This is a genomic window from Actinoplanes sp. NPDC049598, assembly GCF_040675435.1.
Classification (GTDB): Bacteria; Actinomycetota; Actinomycetes; order Mycobacteriales; family Micromonosporaceae; genus Actinoplanes.
The window spans coordinates 132,910-148,287 of record NZ_JBFAOX010000019.1; the positions used below are offsets into that span (position 1 = coordinate 132,910).

Annotated in this window: 16 protein-coding genes and 1 pseudogene; 9 read left to right on the forward strand and 8 right to left on the reverse strand. The window is 71.1% G+C overall.

Going from position 1 to position 15,378, the window contains the following annotated elements; genetic code table 11:
* Positions 1 to 33: 33 nt before the first annotated feature.
* Positions 34 to 738 (reverse strand): annotated as a pseudogene (locus AB0J66_RS34945) (PA domain-containing protein); the annotation flags it as partial.
* Between the two features lie 189 nt (positions 739 to 927).
* Between AB0J66_RS34945 and AB0J66_RS34950 the strand changes: the two are divergent.
* From AB0J66_RS34950 to AB0J66_RS34965, 4 genes are all read left to right on the forward strand, one after another.
* Positions 928 to 1,290, forward strand: a complete 363-nt coding sequence (locus AB0J66_RS34950) for a hypothetical protein (RefSeq protein ID WP_364670233.1) — start codon at positions 928 to 930, stop codon at positions 1,288 to 1,290.
* 108 nt (positions 1,291 to 1,398) lie between these two features.
* Positions 1,399 to 1,827: a DUF1275 family protein gene (locus AB0J66_RS34955; protein WP_364670075.1), complete on the forward strand. Its 429-nt coding sequence runs from the start codon at positions 1,399 to 1,401 to the stop codon at positions 1,825 to 1,827.
* Positions 1,821 to 2,735, forward strand: a complete 915-nt coding sequence (locus AB0J66_RS34960; protein ID WP_364670078.1) for a hypothetical protein — start codon at positions 1,821 to 1,823, stop codon at positions 2,733 to 2,735. The genes AB0J66_RS34955 and AB0J66_RS34960 overlap by 7 nt, the downstream gene beginning before the upstream one ends.
* Entirely contained in the window at positions 2,732 to 3,217 is a 486-nt protein-coding gene (locus tag AB0J66_RS34965; protein WP_364670081.1) for a hypothetical protein, read from the forward strand. Before AB0J66_RS34960 ends, AB0J66_RS34965 begins: the two co-directional genes overlap by 4 nt.
* Before the next feature lie 12 nt (positions 3,218 to 3,229).
* Here AB0J66_RS34965 and AB0J66_RS34970 read toward each other — a convergent pair whose 3' ends face one another.
* Both AB0J66_RS34970 and AB0J66_RS34975 read right to left on the reverse strand, forming a co-directional pair.
* Positions 3,230 to 3,703, reverse strand: coding sequence for a hypothetical protein (locus AB0J66_RS34970; protein ID WP_364670084.1), 474 nt, complete (start codon positions 3,701 to 3,703; stop codon positions 3,230 to 3,232).
* 26 nt (positions 3,704 to 3,729) lie between these two features.
* Entirely contained in the window at positions 3,730 to 4,458 is a 729-nt protein-coding gene (locus AB0J66_RS34975) for a maleylpyruvate isomerase family mycothiol-dependent enzyme (protein WP_364670086.1), read from the reverse strand.
* A 126-nt stretch (positions 4,459 to 4,584) separates the two neighbouring features.
* Between AB0J66_RS34975 and AB0J66_RS34980 the strand changes: the two genes are divergently transcribed.
* Both AB0J66_RS34980 and AB0J66_RS34985 read left to right on the forward strand, forming a co-directional pair.
* Positions 4,585 to 7,464 carry a GH92 family glycosyl hydrolase gene (locus AB0J66_RS34980; RefSeq protein ID WP_364670089.1) on the forward strand — a complete coding sequence of 960 codons (2,880 nt, stop codon included), beginning with the start codon at positions 4,585 to 4,587 and terminating at the stop codon, positions 7,462 to 7,464.
* A gap of 61 nt (positions 7,465 to 7,525) precedes the next feature.
* Complete coding sequence (locus AB0J66_RS34985; protein ID WP_364670092.1) at positions 7,526 to 7,939, forward strand: PPOX class F420-dependent oxidoreductase; 414 nt, start codon at positions 7,526 to 7,528, stop codon at positions 7,937 to 7,939.
* Between the two features lie 71 nt (positions 7,940 to 8,010).
* On the opposite strand, the gene AB0J66_RS34990 is transcribed toward AB0J66_RS34985, so the two are convergent.
* Positions 8,011 to 8,982, reverse strand: coding sequence for an RNA polymerase subunit sigma-70 (locus tag AB0J66_RS34990; protein WP_364670094.1), 972 nt, complete (start codon positions 8,980 to 8,982; stop codon positions 8,011 to 8,013).
* 112 nt (positions 8,983 to 9,094) lie between these two features.
* On the opposite strand from AB0J66_RS34990, the gene AB0J66_RS34995 reads away from it, so the two are divergent.
* Entirely contained in the window at positions 9,095 to 10,276 is a 1,182-nt protein-coding gene (locus AB0J66_RS34995) for a thiolase family protein (RefSeq protein ID WP_364670097.1), read from the forward strand.
* On the opposite strand, the gene AB0J66_RS35000 is transcribed toward AB0J66_RS34995, so the two are convergent.
* On the reverse strand, positions 10,265 to 10,990 hold the full coding sequence (locus tag AB0J66_RS35000; RefSeq protein ID WP_364670100.1) for an SDR family oxidoreductase: 726 nt from the start codon (positions 10,988 to 10,990) through the stop codon (positions 10,265 to 10,267). The genes AB0J66_RS34995 and AB0J66_RS35000 overlap by 12 nt on opposite strands.
* An 80-nt stretch (positions 10,991 to 11,070) precedes the next feature.
* Here AB0J66_RS35000 and AB0J66_RS35005 point away from each other — a divergent pair, with 80 nt between their 5' ends.
* Both AB0J66_RS35005 and AB0J66_RS35010 read left to right on the forward strand, forming a co-directional pair.
* Positions 11,071 to 11,643, forward strand: a complete 573-nt coding sequence (locus AB0J66_RS35005) for a helix-turn-helix domain-containing protein (protein WP_364670102.1) — start codon at positions 11,071 to 11,073, stop codon at positions 11,641 to 11,643.
* 58 nt (positions 11,644 to 11,701) lie between these two features.
* Positions 11,702 to 12,445: an alpha/beta fold hydrolase gene (locus AB0J66_RS35010; RefSeq protein ID WP_364670105.1), complete on the forward strand. Its 744-nt coding sequence runs from the start codon at positions 11,702 to 11,704 to the stop codon at positions 12,443 to 12,445.
* 161 nt (positions 12,446 to 12,606) lie between these two features.
* Here the strand turns inward: AB0J66_RS35010 and AB0J66_RS35015 are convergent, their stop codons facing one another.
* Genes AB0J66_RS35015 through AB0J66_RS35025 form a run of 3 tightly spaced genes read right to left on the reverse strand, consistent with a single transcriptional unit; the run spans position 12,607 to position 15,368 of the window.
* Complete coding sequence (locus tag AB0J66_RS35015; RefSeq protein ID WP_364670108.1) at positions 12,607 to 13,332, reverse strand: alpha/beta hydrolase; 726 nt, start codon at positions 13,330 to 13,332, stop codon at positions 12,607 to 12,609.
* The gene (yidC, locus tag AB0J66_RS35020; protein WP_364670111.1) at positions 13,329 to 14,126 is read right to left on the reverse strand and encodes a membrane protein insertase YidC; all 798 of its coding nucleotides are present in this window, start codon (positions 14,124 to 14,126) and stop codon (positions 13,329 to 13,331) included. The genes AB0J66_RS35015 and yidC overlap by 4 nt, the downstream gene beginning before the upstream one ends.
* A 27-nt stretch (positions 14,127 to 14,153) precedes the next feature.
* The gene (locus AB0J66_RS35025; RefSeq protein WP_364670114.1) at positions 14,154 to 15,368 is read right to left on the reverse strand and encodes a hypothetical protein; all 1,215 of its coding nucleotides are present in this window, start codon (positions 15,366 to 15,368) and stop codon (positions 14,154 to 14,156) included.
* Between the last annotated feature and the right edge of the window lie 10 nt (positions 15,369 to 15,378).

The window sequence follows — 15,378 nt, forward strand, 5'->3', positions numbered from 1 at the left end:
GCCGGCGGTGCCGGCAAAGGCCACACCCTGGGGGTACGAGATCGAGATGGCCGGGATGCCGACGGGGGCGCCCAAGGTTCCCTGGAACAGCTCCTGGCGGTCCGGTGCGGCCGAGTCACCCTGGTTCATGATGATGACGCCGGTCGCGCCGGCGGCCTCCGCGTTCGCCGCCTTCTGACCGAACGGGCAGCCGCCCCGCTGCACGAGCGCGATGGTGCCGGCGACACCCACGAAGTCGCCCGCCTCGCATCCCGAGGTGCTGGTGTTGGGGGTGGTCAGCTGCAGGTCGACGCCGACCACGGCGCCGGTCGCCGAGCCGCCGCCCGAGCAGTCCAGGACGTCGTAGTCCTCCTGGTCGACATATGTCGCCGCGGTCGGCGCGTTCTGGACGAACGAGGACGCGCCGTCGGTGCAGTAGTTGAAGTCGAACGGCTGCCGCGTCACCTGGTAACCCGCGAGCTTGAGCAACGTCGCCACATAGTCGGCGCTGCGGTCGAAGCCCGGCGTCCCCGAGGCGCGGGTGTCGTTGTTACGGTCGGCGATCGCCTGGAACGCGACCAGGTGCCGCAGCACCCCGGCCAGCGTGACCGCCCGCGGCAGATCCTTGATGCTGCCACCCCCGGCCTGCGCGGGGGCGGAAAGAGCGAAAGTTCCCAGCAGTACGGCGACAGCGGCCGCGCCGATGAGGCGTCTTCGCACGATGCTCTCCCTTCGAAGTCGACAAATATCCAGCAACATAGATCGACTACGTGCGGTGCGGAAGCGGTCACTCGGTCAGCGTGCCCCGACCGTTCCGGCCAGGTTGGCCAGCGCATTTATCCACGTACATCTATCGAGTCGAGGCTGCCGGAATGGCCCTGACGCGACGTACCCTCCTGCTCAGCTCCGCCGCCGCGGACGGTCGGCACCGAGCTGGTCTGCTCCTCGATCACCTCCACCGGCGACGGCGCCGATGTCCCCTCCGGGCAGTACCCGTGGGCGGCCTGGAACCCGCACCTGCGCTTCTACAACAACCAGCGGGGGTACGTCCGTACGACCATCACGCCCGGCACCATGACCGCCGACTTCCGGGTCGTGCCGTACGTGACGACGCCCGGCGCGCCCGTGCGCACCCGGGCCACTTTCGTCATCGAGGACCGGGTGCCCGGTCTGCACCAGACTGCTTCCGCGCCGTCACCGTCCTCGCCGTCCCCGAGGTCGATCGGAGCCGAGGACACCGTGCGCCAGGAAAACCGAACGTCCCTGACTCGTGGCTCACGTGCCCGCCTCGGCCGGCGGCCGCCCAGGTAGGTACCCGGCCCATGAGAGAACGGGCCGGGACGATCGCGTTGGCGGCGGCGGCCGGGTCGGTGGACCTGCTGGCGCTCACGGTGCTGGGCGGGGCCTTCGCCAGCATCGGTGTTGACCTGGCGTCTGCTGCCCGCCACGGTGCTCGTCCCCCTGCTGGCCGAGCTGGCGCTCCTGGCGGTGATCGCGGCCGGCCCTCTCGCTGATCCCGGTATCGGGCTCAAGCGGATCCTGCTGGCGCTGGCTGCCGTCGCGATGGGCGGCCAGAGCGTGGTCGGCCTGCGGCTGCGCGCGTCGACGACCTACATGACCGGGGCTCTGGCCACCGCCTTGACCGGTGACCTCCGTAGCGCTTGGCCTACGCTGCTGCAGCTGCTCGCCCTCGTCGGCGGTGCTGCCGCGGCCGCCGCCCTGATGACCGTCGCCCACTGGGCCGCCTGTGTGCTTCCGCTGCTGCTTGTGACGACAGCCATCGGCTGCCTCGGCCAGACACCCGCCCATGGCGGTCCGGCCGATGTGGTCTGCAGCCGGCCGTGCTGAGCCGGCGGGAGATCATGGCCCCCGGAGTGCGAGCGCCGCTGGCCCCGAGCGGACGGGCCGACGCGGTCGCCGCCATCGGCACCATCGACGTCGCCGGGGCGAGCCTGCCCCTGGGCTCGATGCTGGCCGCCGTGAAGCAGCTGTGGCCGCTGCCGAGGTCCGGCGCGACGGTCACCGGGCGTCTGTATCGCCGCGATGAGGCGCTCACGCTCACCGTCCACATGCGGCGGTCGCGCAAGACGGCGCCGCACGAATTCACGGTGACCGTGCGCCCCGGTGACACCTGGGAGAGCTACAACGACCTCGTCGCGTCGGCGGCCAGCCGCCTCGCCTACGAGCTGTCGCTGGGGGACAAGGGCATCAGCAACGACGGTTTTCCACCATCTCACCCGCGCGCTCGGGCATTACACGCGCACGAGTGGGCGCTCAGCCGGGATCCCGACAACTCGTACGCGCTCGACGGCATGGGTAAGGCGATGCTGGCCCTCGGCGACCTCGCCGGGGCGCGAAAGATGCATGAAGCAGCGCAGAAGATCAATCCCGCCGACGCGTACGCCCCGCACGGCGTCGCCGACGTCCTGATGGCCTGCGGTGACTACGACGGCTCGATCGCCGCCAACGAGCAGGCCCTGCGCGTCGACAAGCTGGCCGCGTACGCGCTCAACGGCATCGGCGACGCCTACGAGCGGAAGCGCTGTTACCCGGAGGCCGAGCAGCGGTTCGGGACGACGCTGGCGACGGCCGGCGACGACGTGGCCGCGGCCGCCTACGCCCACGACGGGCTGGCCCGGGCCGCCTTCGCCCAGGGCCGGTTCCCGCCGGCGCTGGAGCACGCCCAGAAAGGGGCCGGGCGTACGTCTGGCAAGGCGACTTCGCCACGGCCGCCGAGACCTACCGCAAGGCGATGACCGCCGCGCGCGACGACGGGAGGCTGGCCTGTGGGGCGGCCGATGTTGCCCTGCGCGGCGTGGTGGCCGGCGCCGCCGGGGCCAGTCTGGACGACGCGGTGAAGGACTACGACGTGGCCCTCGGCCTGGACCCGGCGCTATCGATCGTGGTGCAGGTCCGGCTCGCCGTCATCTGTTCGTACCGGCAGGGGCCGCAGGCGGCCCGGCGGCATGCCGAGGTGGCGCTGCGAGAGTTCGACACCGGCTGGGCGCGCCGTCCGGTGGCCGATTTCGATCTGCTCGAGCTCAGGGCGCTGGCGCTGCTGATCTCCGGCGATCCGGGAAGCGCCGCCGCGGCCCGGGAGGAGGCGCGGGCCGCCCTGCCCCTCGGTGGCCGGTTCGACTCGGTGCGGGTGGGTGTCTACGACTTCCTGACCGATGACCACGTCGGGGGATTCGGGGACTTCGCGGCCGCGATACCGCGTGATCCGGAGCTGTCGTAGGCCTGTTCCCGATCACTGCTCCGACTCGGTCGGGTCGGGGTCTGGCGGGGGCTCGCATTCGGCGCGGAGGGCGTCCAGCCGGGCCTGGGCCCGCTGTACCGCGGCGCGGGAGCGTTCCAGGAAGGCGTCGCTGCGGTCGAGACGGGAGACCTCGCGGGCGAACGCGCCCTGGACCTGCTCCATCGGGTCGGCGCGCTCGTCGGTGCCGGCGTCGCTGCGGGTCTGACGGTCGTCGAGTTCGCGCTCGCGGGCGGTGGCGTGCAGCTCCCGGCCGTCGGCGATGGTCTCGCGTTCGTCGGCGCGGCGGTCGCGTTGCTCGGCGGCGACCTCGCGCTCGGCCGACAACCGCTCTTGCTCCAGCACAGCCTCCTGCCGTTCGGCGAGCTCGCGCTCCCGGGCCTCGAGCTCCCGCTCCCGGGCATCGAGTCTGCGCTCCCGCTCAGTCAGGTAGCGGTCGCGCTCGTTCCAACGGTCATCCGGAAACACCATCACATCGTAGGTTCACGAGATCCTCAGGCGGCGTAGTTGCGGAGCAGGCGCAGGGCGGTGTCGGCGTCCGGGCCGCTGGTCCGCAGGCCGGAGCCGGCGGGGGCGAGGCGCTGGGCGCCGACCCGGCAGAAGGCGCCGGCCGGGCCGCGGATCGAGGAGGCGGCCGACGGGTTGCCGTACTGCCACGTCGTGCCGTCGGGGGCGGTCAGTTCGCAGTAGACCTCCGGCGGCGGGAGCTCGGCCAGGCGGAAGGCGTACGGCAGGGTGCTGTGGGCCAGCCAGGCGATGTGGCGCAGACGGGCGGTGTCGGGGTAGTCGATGCCCAGTGGGCCGGTGATGTCCAGGGCGTGGGCCCAGTGCTCGGCCAGGCGGGTCGTGGCCAGGGTGCGGGGCTTCAGAGAGCCGGTGACCCACGGGACGGGTCGGGACGGGTCGGCCTTGCGCAGGGTCTGCAGGGCGGCGACGCGGGCGGCGCGCCAGCGGTCATGGACGACGGTGGCGGGGGCGCGCTGGGCGTCGACCATGGCGGCCATCGCGGTGTCCACGTCGCTGCCGAAACTGCGCCAGTCGGTCACGTTGGCGCCGCCGGTGGCGTTCATGACGACCGCCTCCTCGGTCTGGGCGAGGTGCAGCACGACGTCGGCCACCGTCCAGCCGGGGGCCGCCGACGGGGTCAGCCAGGCGGCGGGGGACAGGCGGCTCAGGACGGCGTCGAGGGCCTCCTGCTCGGCTTCGAGGTCATCGAAGGTCATAGCGGTATGGTCGCAGGCCGGTCGGGAAAGACGATGTTGATCTTCGGTCTGACTTTTCGTCACTTCGATGTCCTCTGCGGACCGGATGCTTCGTTGTTGATCGATACTCCGGCCGAAGGAACATGAATGCGCATCCGTTACCTGGCCTCGGCGCTGGCGCCGCTCCTGGTGATCGCGGGGCTGGCCACGCCCGCGGCCGCCCACCGGGAGCTGTCGCCGTTCGACGCGGTCGACCAGTTCATCGGCACCGAGATGGACACGGCGCAGAACAAGAGCAACGACGCCTACGGCAACACGTTCCCCGGCGCGGCCGTGCCGTTCGGCATGGTCCAGCCCTCGCCGACCACCTACAAGGCCGGCAACGCCCTGGTCGGGGAGAAGGGCGGGTACGAGTACACGGCTTCACTGATCCGCGGGTTCGGCCTGACCCGTTATTCGGGGACCGGGTGCACCGGCCGCTACGGGGGCTATGAGTTCCCGACCATCCCGTACGCGGGTGAGCTGCCGGACGGCAAGCTGCCGTCGAGCCCGGCCGACGACGTGAAGCCGTACTACCTGTCCTTCAGTCACGCTGATGAGGTTTCCGAGCCGGGCTACTACAAGGTCGCGCTCGACAACGGCGTGACGACCGAGCTCACGGCCTCGGCCCGGACGGCGGTGAGCCGGTTCGCCTTCAAGGGCAACGCGGCGCTGATCCTCGACGTGTCGGGCCAGAACAACCGGTCGTTCGGCAGCGAGGTCACCATCGACCCGAAGACGCGGACGGTCAGTGGCTGGATGTACGGCGTCGACGTGTGCGACGTCGGCAACTACTACAAGGCGTACTTCTCGACCACGTACGACCAGCCCTTCACCTCGTACGGCACCTGGAACGACGGCGAGATGACCGCGGGCTCGGACCACGCGGTCAAGAGCACGGCCGACACCGGGGTGGACTACCGGCACGACACCGGCGCCTGGATCACGTTCCGGGACGGCGCGAAGGTCACGGCCAGGACCGGGTTCAGCTACGTCAGTGTCACCAACGCTGCTGCCAACCGGGACCACGAGGTCGGCCGGGCTTCCTTCCAGGCCGTACGCTCCCGCGCGGGCTCCCTCTGGAAACAGGCGCTCGGCACGATCGACATCGGTGGCGGCACCGACGCGCAGCGGACGAAGTTCTACACCGCGCTCTACCACTCGCTGCTGCACCCGAATGTGCGCGACGACGTCAACGGGCAATACCAGGGGTACGACAACCAGGTGCACACGGTCGCCCGGGGGCGCCACTTCTACGCGAACCTCAACTTCGCCGGCTCGGGCTGGGACATGTACCGCAGCCAGGCCCAGCTGATCGCGCTGACCTTCCCGAAGGTCGCCGGCGACATGGCCCAGTCGATCGTCGACATGGTGAAGCAGCGCGGCTCGTGGGCGCCCGGCAATGCCCGCATGCAGGGCGACAACTACCAGGTCATCCTGGCCACGCTGGACGACATGGGGATCACGGGGTACGACCGGAAGGCCGCGCTCGCCTCGATGGTGGCCACCCAGAAGCTGCCCGCCACGTCGTCGTCGCGCTCCGACGCGTACCAGTACTCGGCGACCGGCCTGATCGAGAACCGGAAGGGCGACTTCGCGACGTCGCGGGTGCTGGAGTACTCGATCGACGACTTCGCCATCGCGCAGCTGGCTCTTAAAGAAGGCGAAAAATCGGACGCGGCCTTCTTCATGGCCCGCGCGCAGAACTGGATGAACGTCTTCGACCCGGTCACCCAGCACATCCGCCCGCGTGAGCGCACCGGCTTCGACCGTAGCTTCGACCTCCGCGTGCGCGAGGACGGCGCCGGCCGTGGCCAGTTCAACCAGTCCACCGGCTACCAGTACGGCTGGCTCGTCCCGCACAACCTGTCCACGCTGATCGCCCAGCGGGGCGGCGTCGCGGCGGCCACGGCCCAGCTCGACACCCTGATGGCCCAGCTCGACGCCGGCGCATACACCCAGACCGGCAACTATCTCTCCAACCAGCCGGCCTTCAGCACGCCGTGGGTCTACAACTGGCTGCAGGCGCCGGCCAAGGGCGCCGACGTCCTCCACCGGGCCGTCACCGAGATGTACGACACGACGCCGTCCGGGCTGCCCGGCAACGACGACCAGGGTTCGCTGAGCGCCTGGTACGTCTTCGCCAACCTCGGCGTGTACCCGGCCATCTACGGCACGGGTGACCTGGTGATCAGCGCTCCGATGTTCCCGAGCATCACCATCGACCCGGTCGGCAGCCTTCTCCGCACGATCCGGATCACCGCTCCGGGCGTACAGACCGGCCAGAAGTACGTCTCGGGGCTGCGGGTCGACGGGTTCCGGCGGAGCGCCAACTGGCTCGGCGCCTCCTTCGCCCGTACGGGTGGTCGCCTCGACTTCACGATGTCGGCCACGCCCGGCTCGTGGGGCACGGCGGCGTCGGACGTCCCGCCCTCCTACACCGACGGCGCGAACGCGCGGAACAACGTCGGCACCACCCCGAACGGCCAGGGGAACCTGGGGTCGATGGACCTGAGCGACTGGTCCTTCTCCCGCGAGAGCCTGGCCGCCGCCGGTGCCACGCCGGGCGCGTCGCTGCCGCTGGGCGACACCGGCATGAAGTTCACCTGGCCGTCCGCGGCCCCGGGCACGCCGGACAACTGGATCCCGCACGGCCAGCGGATCTTCGTCAACAAGAACGCCGGCAGGGTCTCGTTCCTCGGCCTGGCCACCAACGGCCCGTCCACAGGCACGGCGACCGTGGTCTACACGGACAGGACGACCCAGCCGGTGACCGTCACGTTCGCCGACTGGGCGGCGGCCGACCCGACCGCGCTCATCACCCTCGCCGGCCGCAACAACGTCAACGGCACGGCCGGTGACGGGACGTTCCGGGTCTTCGCGACCGCCCCGGCCGCGCTGGACAGCACCAAGACGGTCGACTCGGTGATCCTGCCCGAGTCCACCGACAAGGGCATCATGCACGTCTTCGACGTCGCGGTGTCCTGACCTCGTGAGATGCCGGCCGCCCGCCCGGGCGGCCGGCATCCGGGTCTCCTAAGCTGCGGTCATGCCCAAGATCTCTGTGCCCCTGCCGGAAAAGATCCTCGACTTCCTCCGGCAGCCCAACCCGGCGGTCATGGCCACGGTCGCCGCCGACGGCCGGCCGGTCAGCGTCGCCACCTGGTACCTGCTGGAGGACGACGGCCGGATCCTGCTCGGCCTCGACGCCAAGCGGGCCCGCCTCAAGCACCTGCACCACGACCCGCGGCTCTCCCTGACCGTGCTGGCCGGCGACGACTGGTACTCCCACGTCAGCGTCCAGGGCCGCGCCGTCTCCATCACCGACGACGAGGGCCTGCCCGCCATCGACCGCCTGGCCCGGCACTACACCGGCGAGCCGTACGCGAACCGCGAGCGCCCCCGCGTCGCCGTCCAGGTCGAGATCGACCACTGGCACGCCTGGGGCGACCTCCGCGAGTAGCACCCCGGCCGGTCGCTTTCGGCTCGCTTTGTCGCCCGACGAGGGTGGCGGCGAAGCCGGTGGCGACGGTGTCACGCATGGTCCGCCTCCAGCCGGCCGGGCAGGCCGAACGAGGGGAAGCGATCGCTGTGGAACGTGGTGATGTCGGCGATCGCGCCGCCGGTGATGCGCAGGACGTCGATGGTCAGGGGCAGGTACGCGCCCTCGGCCTCCCGCCAGTGGTAGTACGCCAGGGCCGGCTGCCGGTTGGCCGAGGTGGGGACGGCGCGCAGGCCGGTCATGCCCTGGAAGCCGCTCTCGATCCAGTACCTCACCACCGCGTCGCGGCCTTCGTGCAGGCCCGGGGTCGGCGGCATGGACGTACGGATGTCGTCCCGCACCATCGTGGCCAGCCGCTCGACGTCCGTGGCCACGCTCGCCTCGGTGTAGCGGCGCACCAGCTCCCGCGTACCGGCGTCCTCGTCCCCACCCGTCCAGTCCTGCCGCTCGGCCGGCAGGTGCTCGCGCAGGCCGGCCCGGGCCCGCTGCAGCGCGCTGTTCACCGAGTTGACCGAGTCGCCGAGCAGCTCGGCGACGTCCTTGGCCGGCCAGCCCAGCACCTCCCGCAGGATCAGCACGGCCCGCGGGCGCGGGGCCAGATGCTGGACCGCGACCAGGTACGCCAGCTCGATGGTCTCCCGGGCCACGGCCACGGTCTCCGGCTCGTCCGCCGCGAAGGCGGGCAGCTCGTCGAGCAGCCGGTCCGGATACGGTTGCAGCCACCGCACCTCGCCGCCGGTGGCCGGCTCCGGCCGGTGCTTGGCCAGCAGGTCCAGGCAGGCGTTGGTGGCGATCCGGTAGAGCCAGGCCCGCGCCGTCGACCGGCCCTCGAACGTCTCCCGCCGCCGCCACGCCCGCAGGAACGTCTCCTGCACCGTGTCCTCGGCGTCCTCGAACGACCCGAGCATCCGGTAGCAGTGCACATGCAGCTCCCGCCGGTGCCGCTCGGCCAGCCCCTCGAACGCCGGCTCGCCGGCCTCGCTCAACCACGTGTCCGCGCTCATCGCGCCATCCTCCCGCGTCGTCATGTCCTGTCCTGGGTATGACGGCCGCGGCCGCGGATACTCATCACACGCGGCATTGCCGTGCTTCTGCGGGCGCGCCTAGGTTGGGGGGATGAGCGAGGCCTATCTCTACGCCGCTGTCCGTACGCCGTTCGGGCGCTTCGGGGGTGCGCTGGCCGAACAGCGGCCGGACGATCTGGCGGCGGTGGCGCTCACGGGCGTACTGGCCAAGGCCCCTGACCTTGACCCTGGGGTTGTCGGGGACGTGGTGTGGGGATGCGCCAATCAGGCCGGCGAGGACAACCGCAACGTCGGGCGGATGGCGGTGTTGCTGGCCGGGCTGCCCGTCGAGGTGCCGGCGACGACCGTGAACCGGCTGTGCGGGTCGTCGCTGGACGCGGCGATGATCGGGTCACGGGTGATCGAGACCGGGGACGCCGAGGTGGTGGTGGCCGGCGGGGTCGAGTCGATGACGCGGGCGCCGTGGGTGCTGCCGAAGCCGTCGAAGGCGTTCCCGGCCGGCAATGTCACCGCGGTGTCGACCACGCTGGGGTGGCGGCTCGTGAACGAGAACATGCCGAAGGAGTGGACTGTCTCGCTGGGTGAGGCCAACGAGATGCTGGGGGAGAAGTTCGGCATCTCGCGGGAACGGCAGGACGAGTTCGCCGCCGCCTCGCACAACCTGGCCGACGCGGCGTGGTCGGCCGGGTTCTACGACGACCTGATCGTGCCGGTGGCGGGACTGTCGCGGGACGAGGGCATCCGGCCCGGCTCGACGGCCGAGAAGCTGGCCGCGCTCAAGCCGTCGTTCCGGGCCGACGGCACCATCACCGCCGGCAACGCGTCGCCGCTGAACGACGGGGCCTCGGCCGTGCTGCTGGGTTCGGCCGGGGCCGCCGACCGGATCGGGCTCGAGCCGCTGGCCCGGATCGCCGGGCGGGGCGTGTCGGCCGTCGAGCCGCCGATGTTCGGCTACGCGCCCGTCGCGGCGGCCGACCGGGCCCTGGCCCGGGCCGGGATCACCTGGGACGACGTGTCGGCCGTGGAGCTCAACGAAGCGTTCGCGGTGCAGTCGCTGGCCTGCGTCGACGCGTGGGACATCGACCCGGCGATCGTCAACGCCAAGGGCGGCGCCATCGCCATCGGGCATCCGCTCGGCGCGTCGGGCGGCCGGATCCTCGGCACGCTGGCCGCCCGGCTGCGCGAGTCGGGCGACCGTTGGGGCGTGGCCGCGATCTGCATCGGGGTCGGTCAGGCCCTGGCCGTGGTGCTCGAGAATGTCTCAGCCCACTAGCGCGGCGATCTGCTCGTCGAGCCAGGGGTAGAGCTCCTCGGCCTTGGTGTTCAGGCGGGACTTCAGGAAGCGGGTCTGGTCGTCGGCCAGCACCTCGATCGAGCCGTCGGCGACCGCGTCGTAGGCCTGGGCGACGACGCTGGCCGGGCTCACCTTGGGCACGTCCCAGCGAGCCGACATCGGGGTGTCGATCATGCCGACGAGCAGGCCGATGACGTGCGTGTGCTGGCGGCGGAGCTCGACCCGGAGCGCGTTGGTGGCCGACCACATGGCGGCCTTGGAGGCGGCGTAGCCGGTGGGCATGGTCACCCAGGCCGCCGAGGACAGGATGTTGATGAGCGCGCCGCCGCCGTTGGCCGCGAGCACCGGGGTGAAGGCCTGCGCGACGCGGAGCGTGCCGAAGAAGTTGGTCTCGAAGGTCTCCCGGAGCAGCTGCTCCGGGCCGGAGATCGAGTCGGCCTCGGGCGCGATCGCGGCGTTGTTGACCAGCAGGTCGACGTCCGGAGCGGCCAGGGCGGCCATGGTCGCGTCGTCCGGGCTGGTCAGGTCCAGGGTGAGCGGGTGGATGCGGCTGTCGTCCCACTGCTTCGGCGTGCGGGCGGCGGCGTACACCTTGGCCGCGCCGCGCTCGAGGGCTTGGCGCACGAACTGCTCGCCGAGGCCGCCGTTGGCGCCGGTGACGAGGACCGTACGGCCGTCGAGGGTCTGGGTCATCTAAACTCCTTCGGGAAGTGGGGAGTGCCCCCGGAACGACTATGTGGGGACACTCCCCAGATCTGCAACAAGGAGTGACGATGGCGACAGCCAGGCGCCCGCTGCGCGCCGACGCCCAACGCAACCGGGACGCGATCCTCGCCGCGGCCCGGGAGACGTTCGACGCCGAGGGGGTGATGGCCTCCCTGGACGGCATCGCTTTGCGCGCCGGCGTCGGCAACGCGACCCTCTACCGCAACTTCCCGACCCGCGACGATCTGCTGGCCGCCGTCATGCAGACCGCCATCGACGCCGCCCTGACCGAGGCCGCCGACCTCGCCCGCACCCTCGAACCACGCGCGGCGCTCGCCGAGTGGCTGTTCCGCCTGACCTGGCAGCTGCGCATCTGGCACGACCTGCCGTACTGCCTGTCCACCTCGCACAACGACGACGCCTCACCGATGAAGCCGACCACCGACCCCCTGCTGGAGCGCACCGCCACCCTCCTCAAGGCCGCCGGCACGCCCGGCGACATCAGCCCGGACGAGGTGTACGAGCTGGTCCTCGCCCTGTCCTGGGCGGTCGACCGCTTCGCCGACGACGAGCCGGCCGCCCGCCGCCGGGTCGCGATCGGAACGGCGGGCGTTCTCACCGCCCGGTCCCGTACGGCTTGAGCGCCCTCATCCCCGGCGGGCGAGGCGCCGGCCGGCGAAGATTCGTTACCTTGCGGCGGTGAGCTGGGTCGAGGTGCGGGGGCGCCGCGTTTTTGTTCGGCGCGGGCCCGAGGTGCCGGGCTCGATCCCGATGGTGCACGTCCACGGTTTCGCCATCTCCGGCGGCTACATGGTGCCGACCGCCCGGGCGCTGGCCCACCGCGCCACGACGTTCGTCCCCGACCTGCCGGGTTACGGCCGCAGCAAGGCCTGGGGACACACGCTGGGCATCTCGTCGCTGGCGTGGGCGCTGCTGGAGATTCTCGACGCGCTCGGGCTGGACCGGGTGGTGCTGGTCGGCAACTCGATGGGCGGGCCGGTGTCGCTGGAGGTGGCGCACAGCGCGCCGGAGAGGGTGGCCGGCGTGGTGCTGGCCTCGCCGGCCGGCGGCGTGCAGAACCAGCCGCTGGCCCGGGCGCTGATGCAGCTCGCGCGGGACGTGCCCCGGGAGTCGGCGCGGATGGTCCGCGTGGCGCTGCCCGACTACCTGCGCTTCGGGCCGGTCAACGCAGTGCATTTGTTCGGCGAGCTGGTGCGCTTTCCGTCGTTGGAGCGGCTGCTGCGGACGCCGGTGCCGACGCTCGCGGTGCTCGGCGGCCGCGATCCGCTGATGCCGCCGGGCCGGCGCGTTCGGGAACTGGCCCGGCTCGCGCCGCCGCACCTGAGCGTGGCGACCATCGAGGGGGCGGCGCACGCGATGAACTTCAGCCACCCGAAGGAGCTGGCCCACGAGATCGGCGGGTGGCTGGACGGGCTCAAGTGAGCTCGCCGGCCAGCAGGTCCATGAGCAGGCCGGTGACGGGCCAGGGTCCGTACGGCGTCGGTCCCGAGCCCCAGCGCCGGGATGTCGTCCTCGGTCGAGGGGCGCAACAGCACCAGCGCGCCGTGCAGAGTCTGCATCCGGCGAACGTGGCAGCCGACCGTTCAGAGGTGGGCGCGGAGGAAACCGGCGACCATTCCAACAGTGGCCGGAGTGTCGAAGGCCGGGTCCTCGTGGGCGGCGCCGCCGAGCAGGACCAGGGTGGACGGGGCGCCGGCGTCGGTCAGGGCGTCGTGCAGCACGGTGGACTGGGTCGGCGGGACCAGGCGGTCGCGGTCGCCGTGCATGATCAGGAAGGGTGGGGCGCCGGCGTGGGCCAGCCAGCGCGGGCTCGCGGCGCGGGCGGCCGCCACGTCGTCGAGAGGGCTGGCCAGGCCGAGCAGCTCGCCCTCGGGGCTTGGCATGTACCTGGGCTCGACCGGGCCGCGCGGGGCGGCCCGGACCAGGTCGGTGGTGGGGAACCACAGCACGGCGGCCCGGGGGAGAGGGGAGCTCAAGGCGGCCACCGCCGCGAGGTGGGCACCGGCCGACGCGCCCCACAACGCGATGCGGGCGCCGTCGAGGTTGTCGTCGAGCCATGCGAGGGCGGCCAGGACGTCCTCGAGTTGCGCGGGATATTTCGCCTCGCCGCTCAACCGGTAATCGACGGAGGCCACGGCGAAACCGTGGTCGACCAAAGCCCTCTGCCGGGCGGGATTGTCCTTGCGGGAGCCGACCCGCCAGGCGCCGCCGTGCAGGTAGACGACGACCGGCGGGCTGTCCACACCGTCGGGGAAATGCAGGTCGAGTTTGCGGCCGTCGGCGTAGTCGACGTCGAGGCGGCTCGTCATTGCTCGGCCGGGACGGTGGCGGCGGGCTTGGTCACGATGGGCGGGAACTTACGCAGCACCCATTGCTGCTGGGCCAGCGTGAACAGGTTGTTGGTGACCCAGTAGATGACCACGCCGATCGGGAACAGAACGCCCGAGACGAGCAGGGAGGCCGGAATTCCGTACAGCATCAGCCGTTGAATCATCTTCTGCTGCGGATCCTCGGACCAGCCCGTCTTGAGGATCATCTGGCGGCTGGTCAGATAGGTCGTCAGCATCATGGTGACGACGAGAATGCCGGCCACCACCTTGACCGTCATGTCGCCGCCGCTGAAATGGGCGGGCAGCGGAGCGGTGAACAGCGCGGCGTGGCTCGCGTCGTAGAACTGGTCGGCCGTCCACCCGTACCGCGTGGTCCCGAGATTGTCCGGCGTGAGCCGGCGCAGAACGTGGAAAAGGCCGAGGAAGACGGGGATCTGGATGAGCATCGGGAGGCAGCCCATCAGCGGGTTCGCCTTTTCCGCGCGATAGAGCTCCATCATCGCGGCCTGAAGCTTCTGCGGCTCGTCCTTGTGCTTCTCCTGCAGTTCCTTGATTTTCGGGGCCAGCGCCTGCATCGCGCGCTGCGACTTGATCTGCTTGACGAAAACCGGGAACAGCACGGCCCGCAGGGTGACGACCAGGAAGACGATGGCCAGGATCCACGTCCAGTTGGTGCCCAGCACGAGGCCGTCGGGCACGCCGGCGGAACTCCAGAGATCCTGCCAGCGCAGCAGGATCCAGGAGATGACGTAATAGACCCCGTCGAGGCTCATGGGCCACGATCCTACGGGGCGGCCTTCCTAGTCCCGGCGCTGGCGGGACATCCACTGCCAGATGTGCGTGCCGTTCTGGCTCGGGTCGTTGCGGGCGACGTAGATCCAGGACCAGTGGCCCGGGAACTGGTGACCATTCCAGATCACGTTGTCGTAGAGCGTCATCCGGGACCGCCGGATCAGCTCGTGGGCGTGCACGGTGTTGGCGATCGGGTCGATCGTCGTGTCGTCGCGGGAGGCGACCAGCCAGCTCGGGGTGGTGATCGTCGCCAGCTCGGCGTCCGGCAGGAGCGGCGGGTTGCCGGTTACGGCACCGCAGATCGGTACGGAGGAGGCGAACAGATCCCGGTACACGGTGGTCATCTTCATGCTCATGTACCCGCCGTTGCTGCAGCCCACGACGTGGATGCGGGCGCGGTCGACGTGATGCCGGCGGGCCACCTCCTCGATGATCTCGCGGATCAGCGGGGCGAAGCGGGGGCCGTCCAGCATCCAGGCCGAGAAGCTCTGCGGGGCCACGACGTACGCGCCGTTGAAGATCCGCTGCGCCTCGCGGGTGGAGAAGCCGAGAGCGCCGCGGTTGGCGCGCAGCGTCGTCTCGTTGTCGTAGTAGTCGTCGGGCAGCGACGCGCCCTCGCCGCCGCCGTGCAGCCAGACGATCAAGGGGCGCTTACCCCGGGCGTCCGGCGAGTAGAGCCGGTACTTCATGTCCGATTTCGACTGGTGGTAGCTGTACGCGTCGACCTCGGGGTTGGACAGCCGCTTCTGCGTGAAGCCCTCGAGGGTGACCGATCGGCCGCGCGCGACGAAGGGAGCGTTCTGGGTGATCGTGTAGGCCAGGTTCAGCTGGACGTTGCGGCCCTTGCTGACGATGTAGCCGAGCGTGCCGCCGCCGGGCTGGCCCTCGGCGTAGCTGAGCTCGAGGACGATGTTCCCGTGCCGGTCGAGCCGGGCCGCGGTCACCGCGCGGTCGAGGTCGTAGCCGGGGTCGGGGGTCACCGGGATCGGGCTGGTGGCCTTGACGTGCACGCTGAAGGTGCCGGTGGTCAGGCTTCTCGGGTTGATCGGCCCGAGCCGGTGGGTGTCCAGGGTGAGGCTGACGACCTGCTCGCCGCCGTCGAGGGTGACGGCGTTGAGGGTGAAGGTTGTTTTGTGGCCGCGGGCTTGGGCGGCGGCGGGGATGGCCAGGCCGGCGGCGGCGCCCGCGCCGGTGGCCAGGACAGTGCGACGACTGAGGGGCATGGTGGGGGAC

What these genes read in the sequence shown, in the direction of transcription:
- AB0J66_RS35015 (WP_364670108.1), bottom strand. Translation starts at nt 13,332, where the DNA reads ATGACGAGCCGCCTCGACGTCGACTACGCCGACGGCCGCAAACTCGAC.
- AB0J66_RS34980 (WP_364670089.1), top strand. Translation starts at nt 4,585, where the DNA reads ATGCGCATCCGTTACCTGGCCTCGGCGCTGGCGCCGCTCCTGGTGATC.
- AB0J66_RS34965 (WP_364670081.1), top strand. Translation starts at nt 2,732, where the DNA reads ATGACCGCCGCGCGCGACGACGGGAGGCTGGCCTGTGGGGCGGCCGAT.
- AB0J66_RS34975 (WP_364670086.1), bottom strand. Translation starts at nt 4,458, where the DNA reads ATGACCTTCGATGACCTCGAAGCCGAGCAGGAGGCCCTCGACGCCGTC.
- AB0J66_RS34990 (WP_364670094.1), bottom strand. Translation starts at nt 8,982, where the DNA reads ATGAGCGCGGACACGTGGTTGAGCGAGGCCGGCGAGCCGGCGTTCGAG.
- AB0J66_RS34985 (WP_364670092.1), top strand. Translation starts at nt 7,526, where the DNA reads ATGCCCAAGATCTCTGTGCCCCTGCCGGAAAAGATCCTCGACTTCCTC.
- AB0J66_RS34995 (WP_364670097.1), top strand. Translation starts at nt 9,095, where the DNA reads ATGAGCGAGGCCTATCTCTACGCCGCTGTCCGTACGCCGTTCGGGCGC.
- AB0J66_RS35005 (WP_364670102.1), top strand. Translation starts at nt 11,071, where the DNA reads ATGGCGACAGCCAGGCGCCCGCTGCGCGCCGACGCCCAACGCAACCGG.
- AB0J66_RS35025 (WP_364670114.1), bottom strand. Translation starts at nt 15,368, where the DNA reads ATGCCCCTCAGTCGTCGCACTGTCCTGGCCACCGGCGCGGGCGCCGCC.
- AB0J66_RS35000 (WP_364670100.1), bottom strand. Translation starts at nt 10,990, where the DNA reads ATGACCCAGACCCTCGACGGCCGTACGGTCCTCGTCACCGGCGCCAAC.
- yidC (WP_364670111.1), bottom strand. Translation starts at nt 14,126, where the DNA reads ATGAGCCTCGACGGGGTCTATTACGTCATCTCCTGGATCCTGCTGCGC.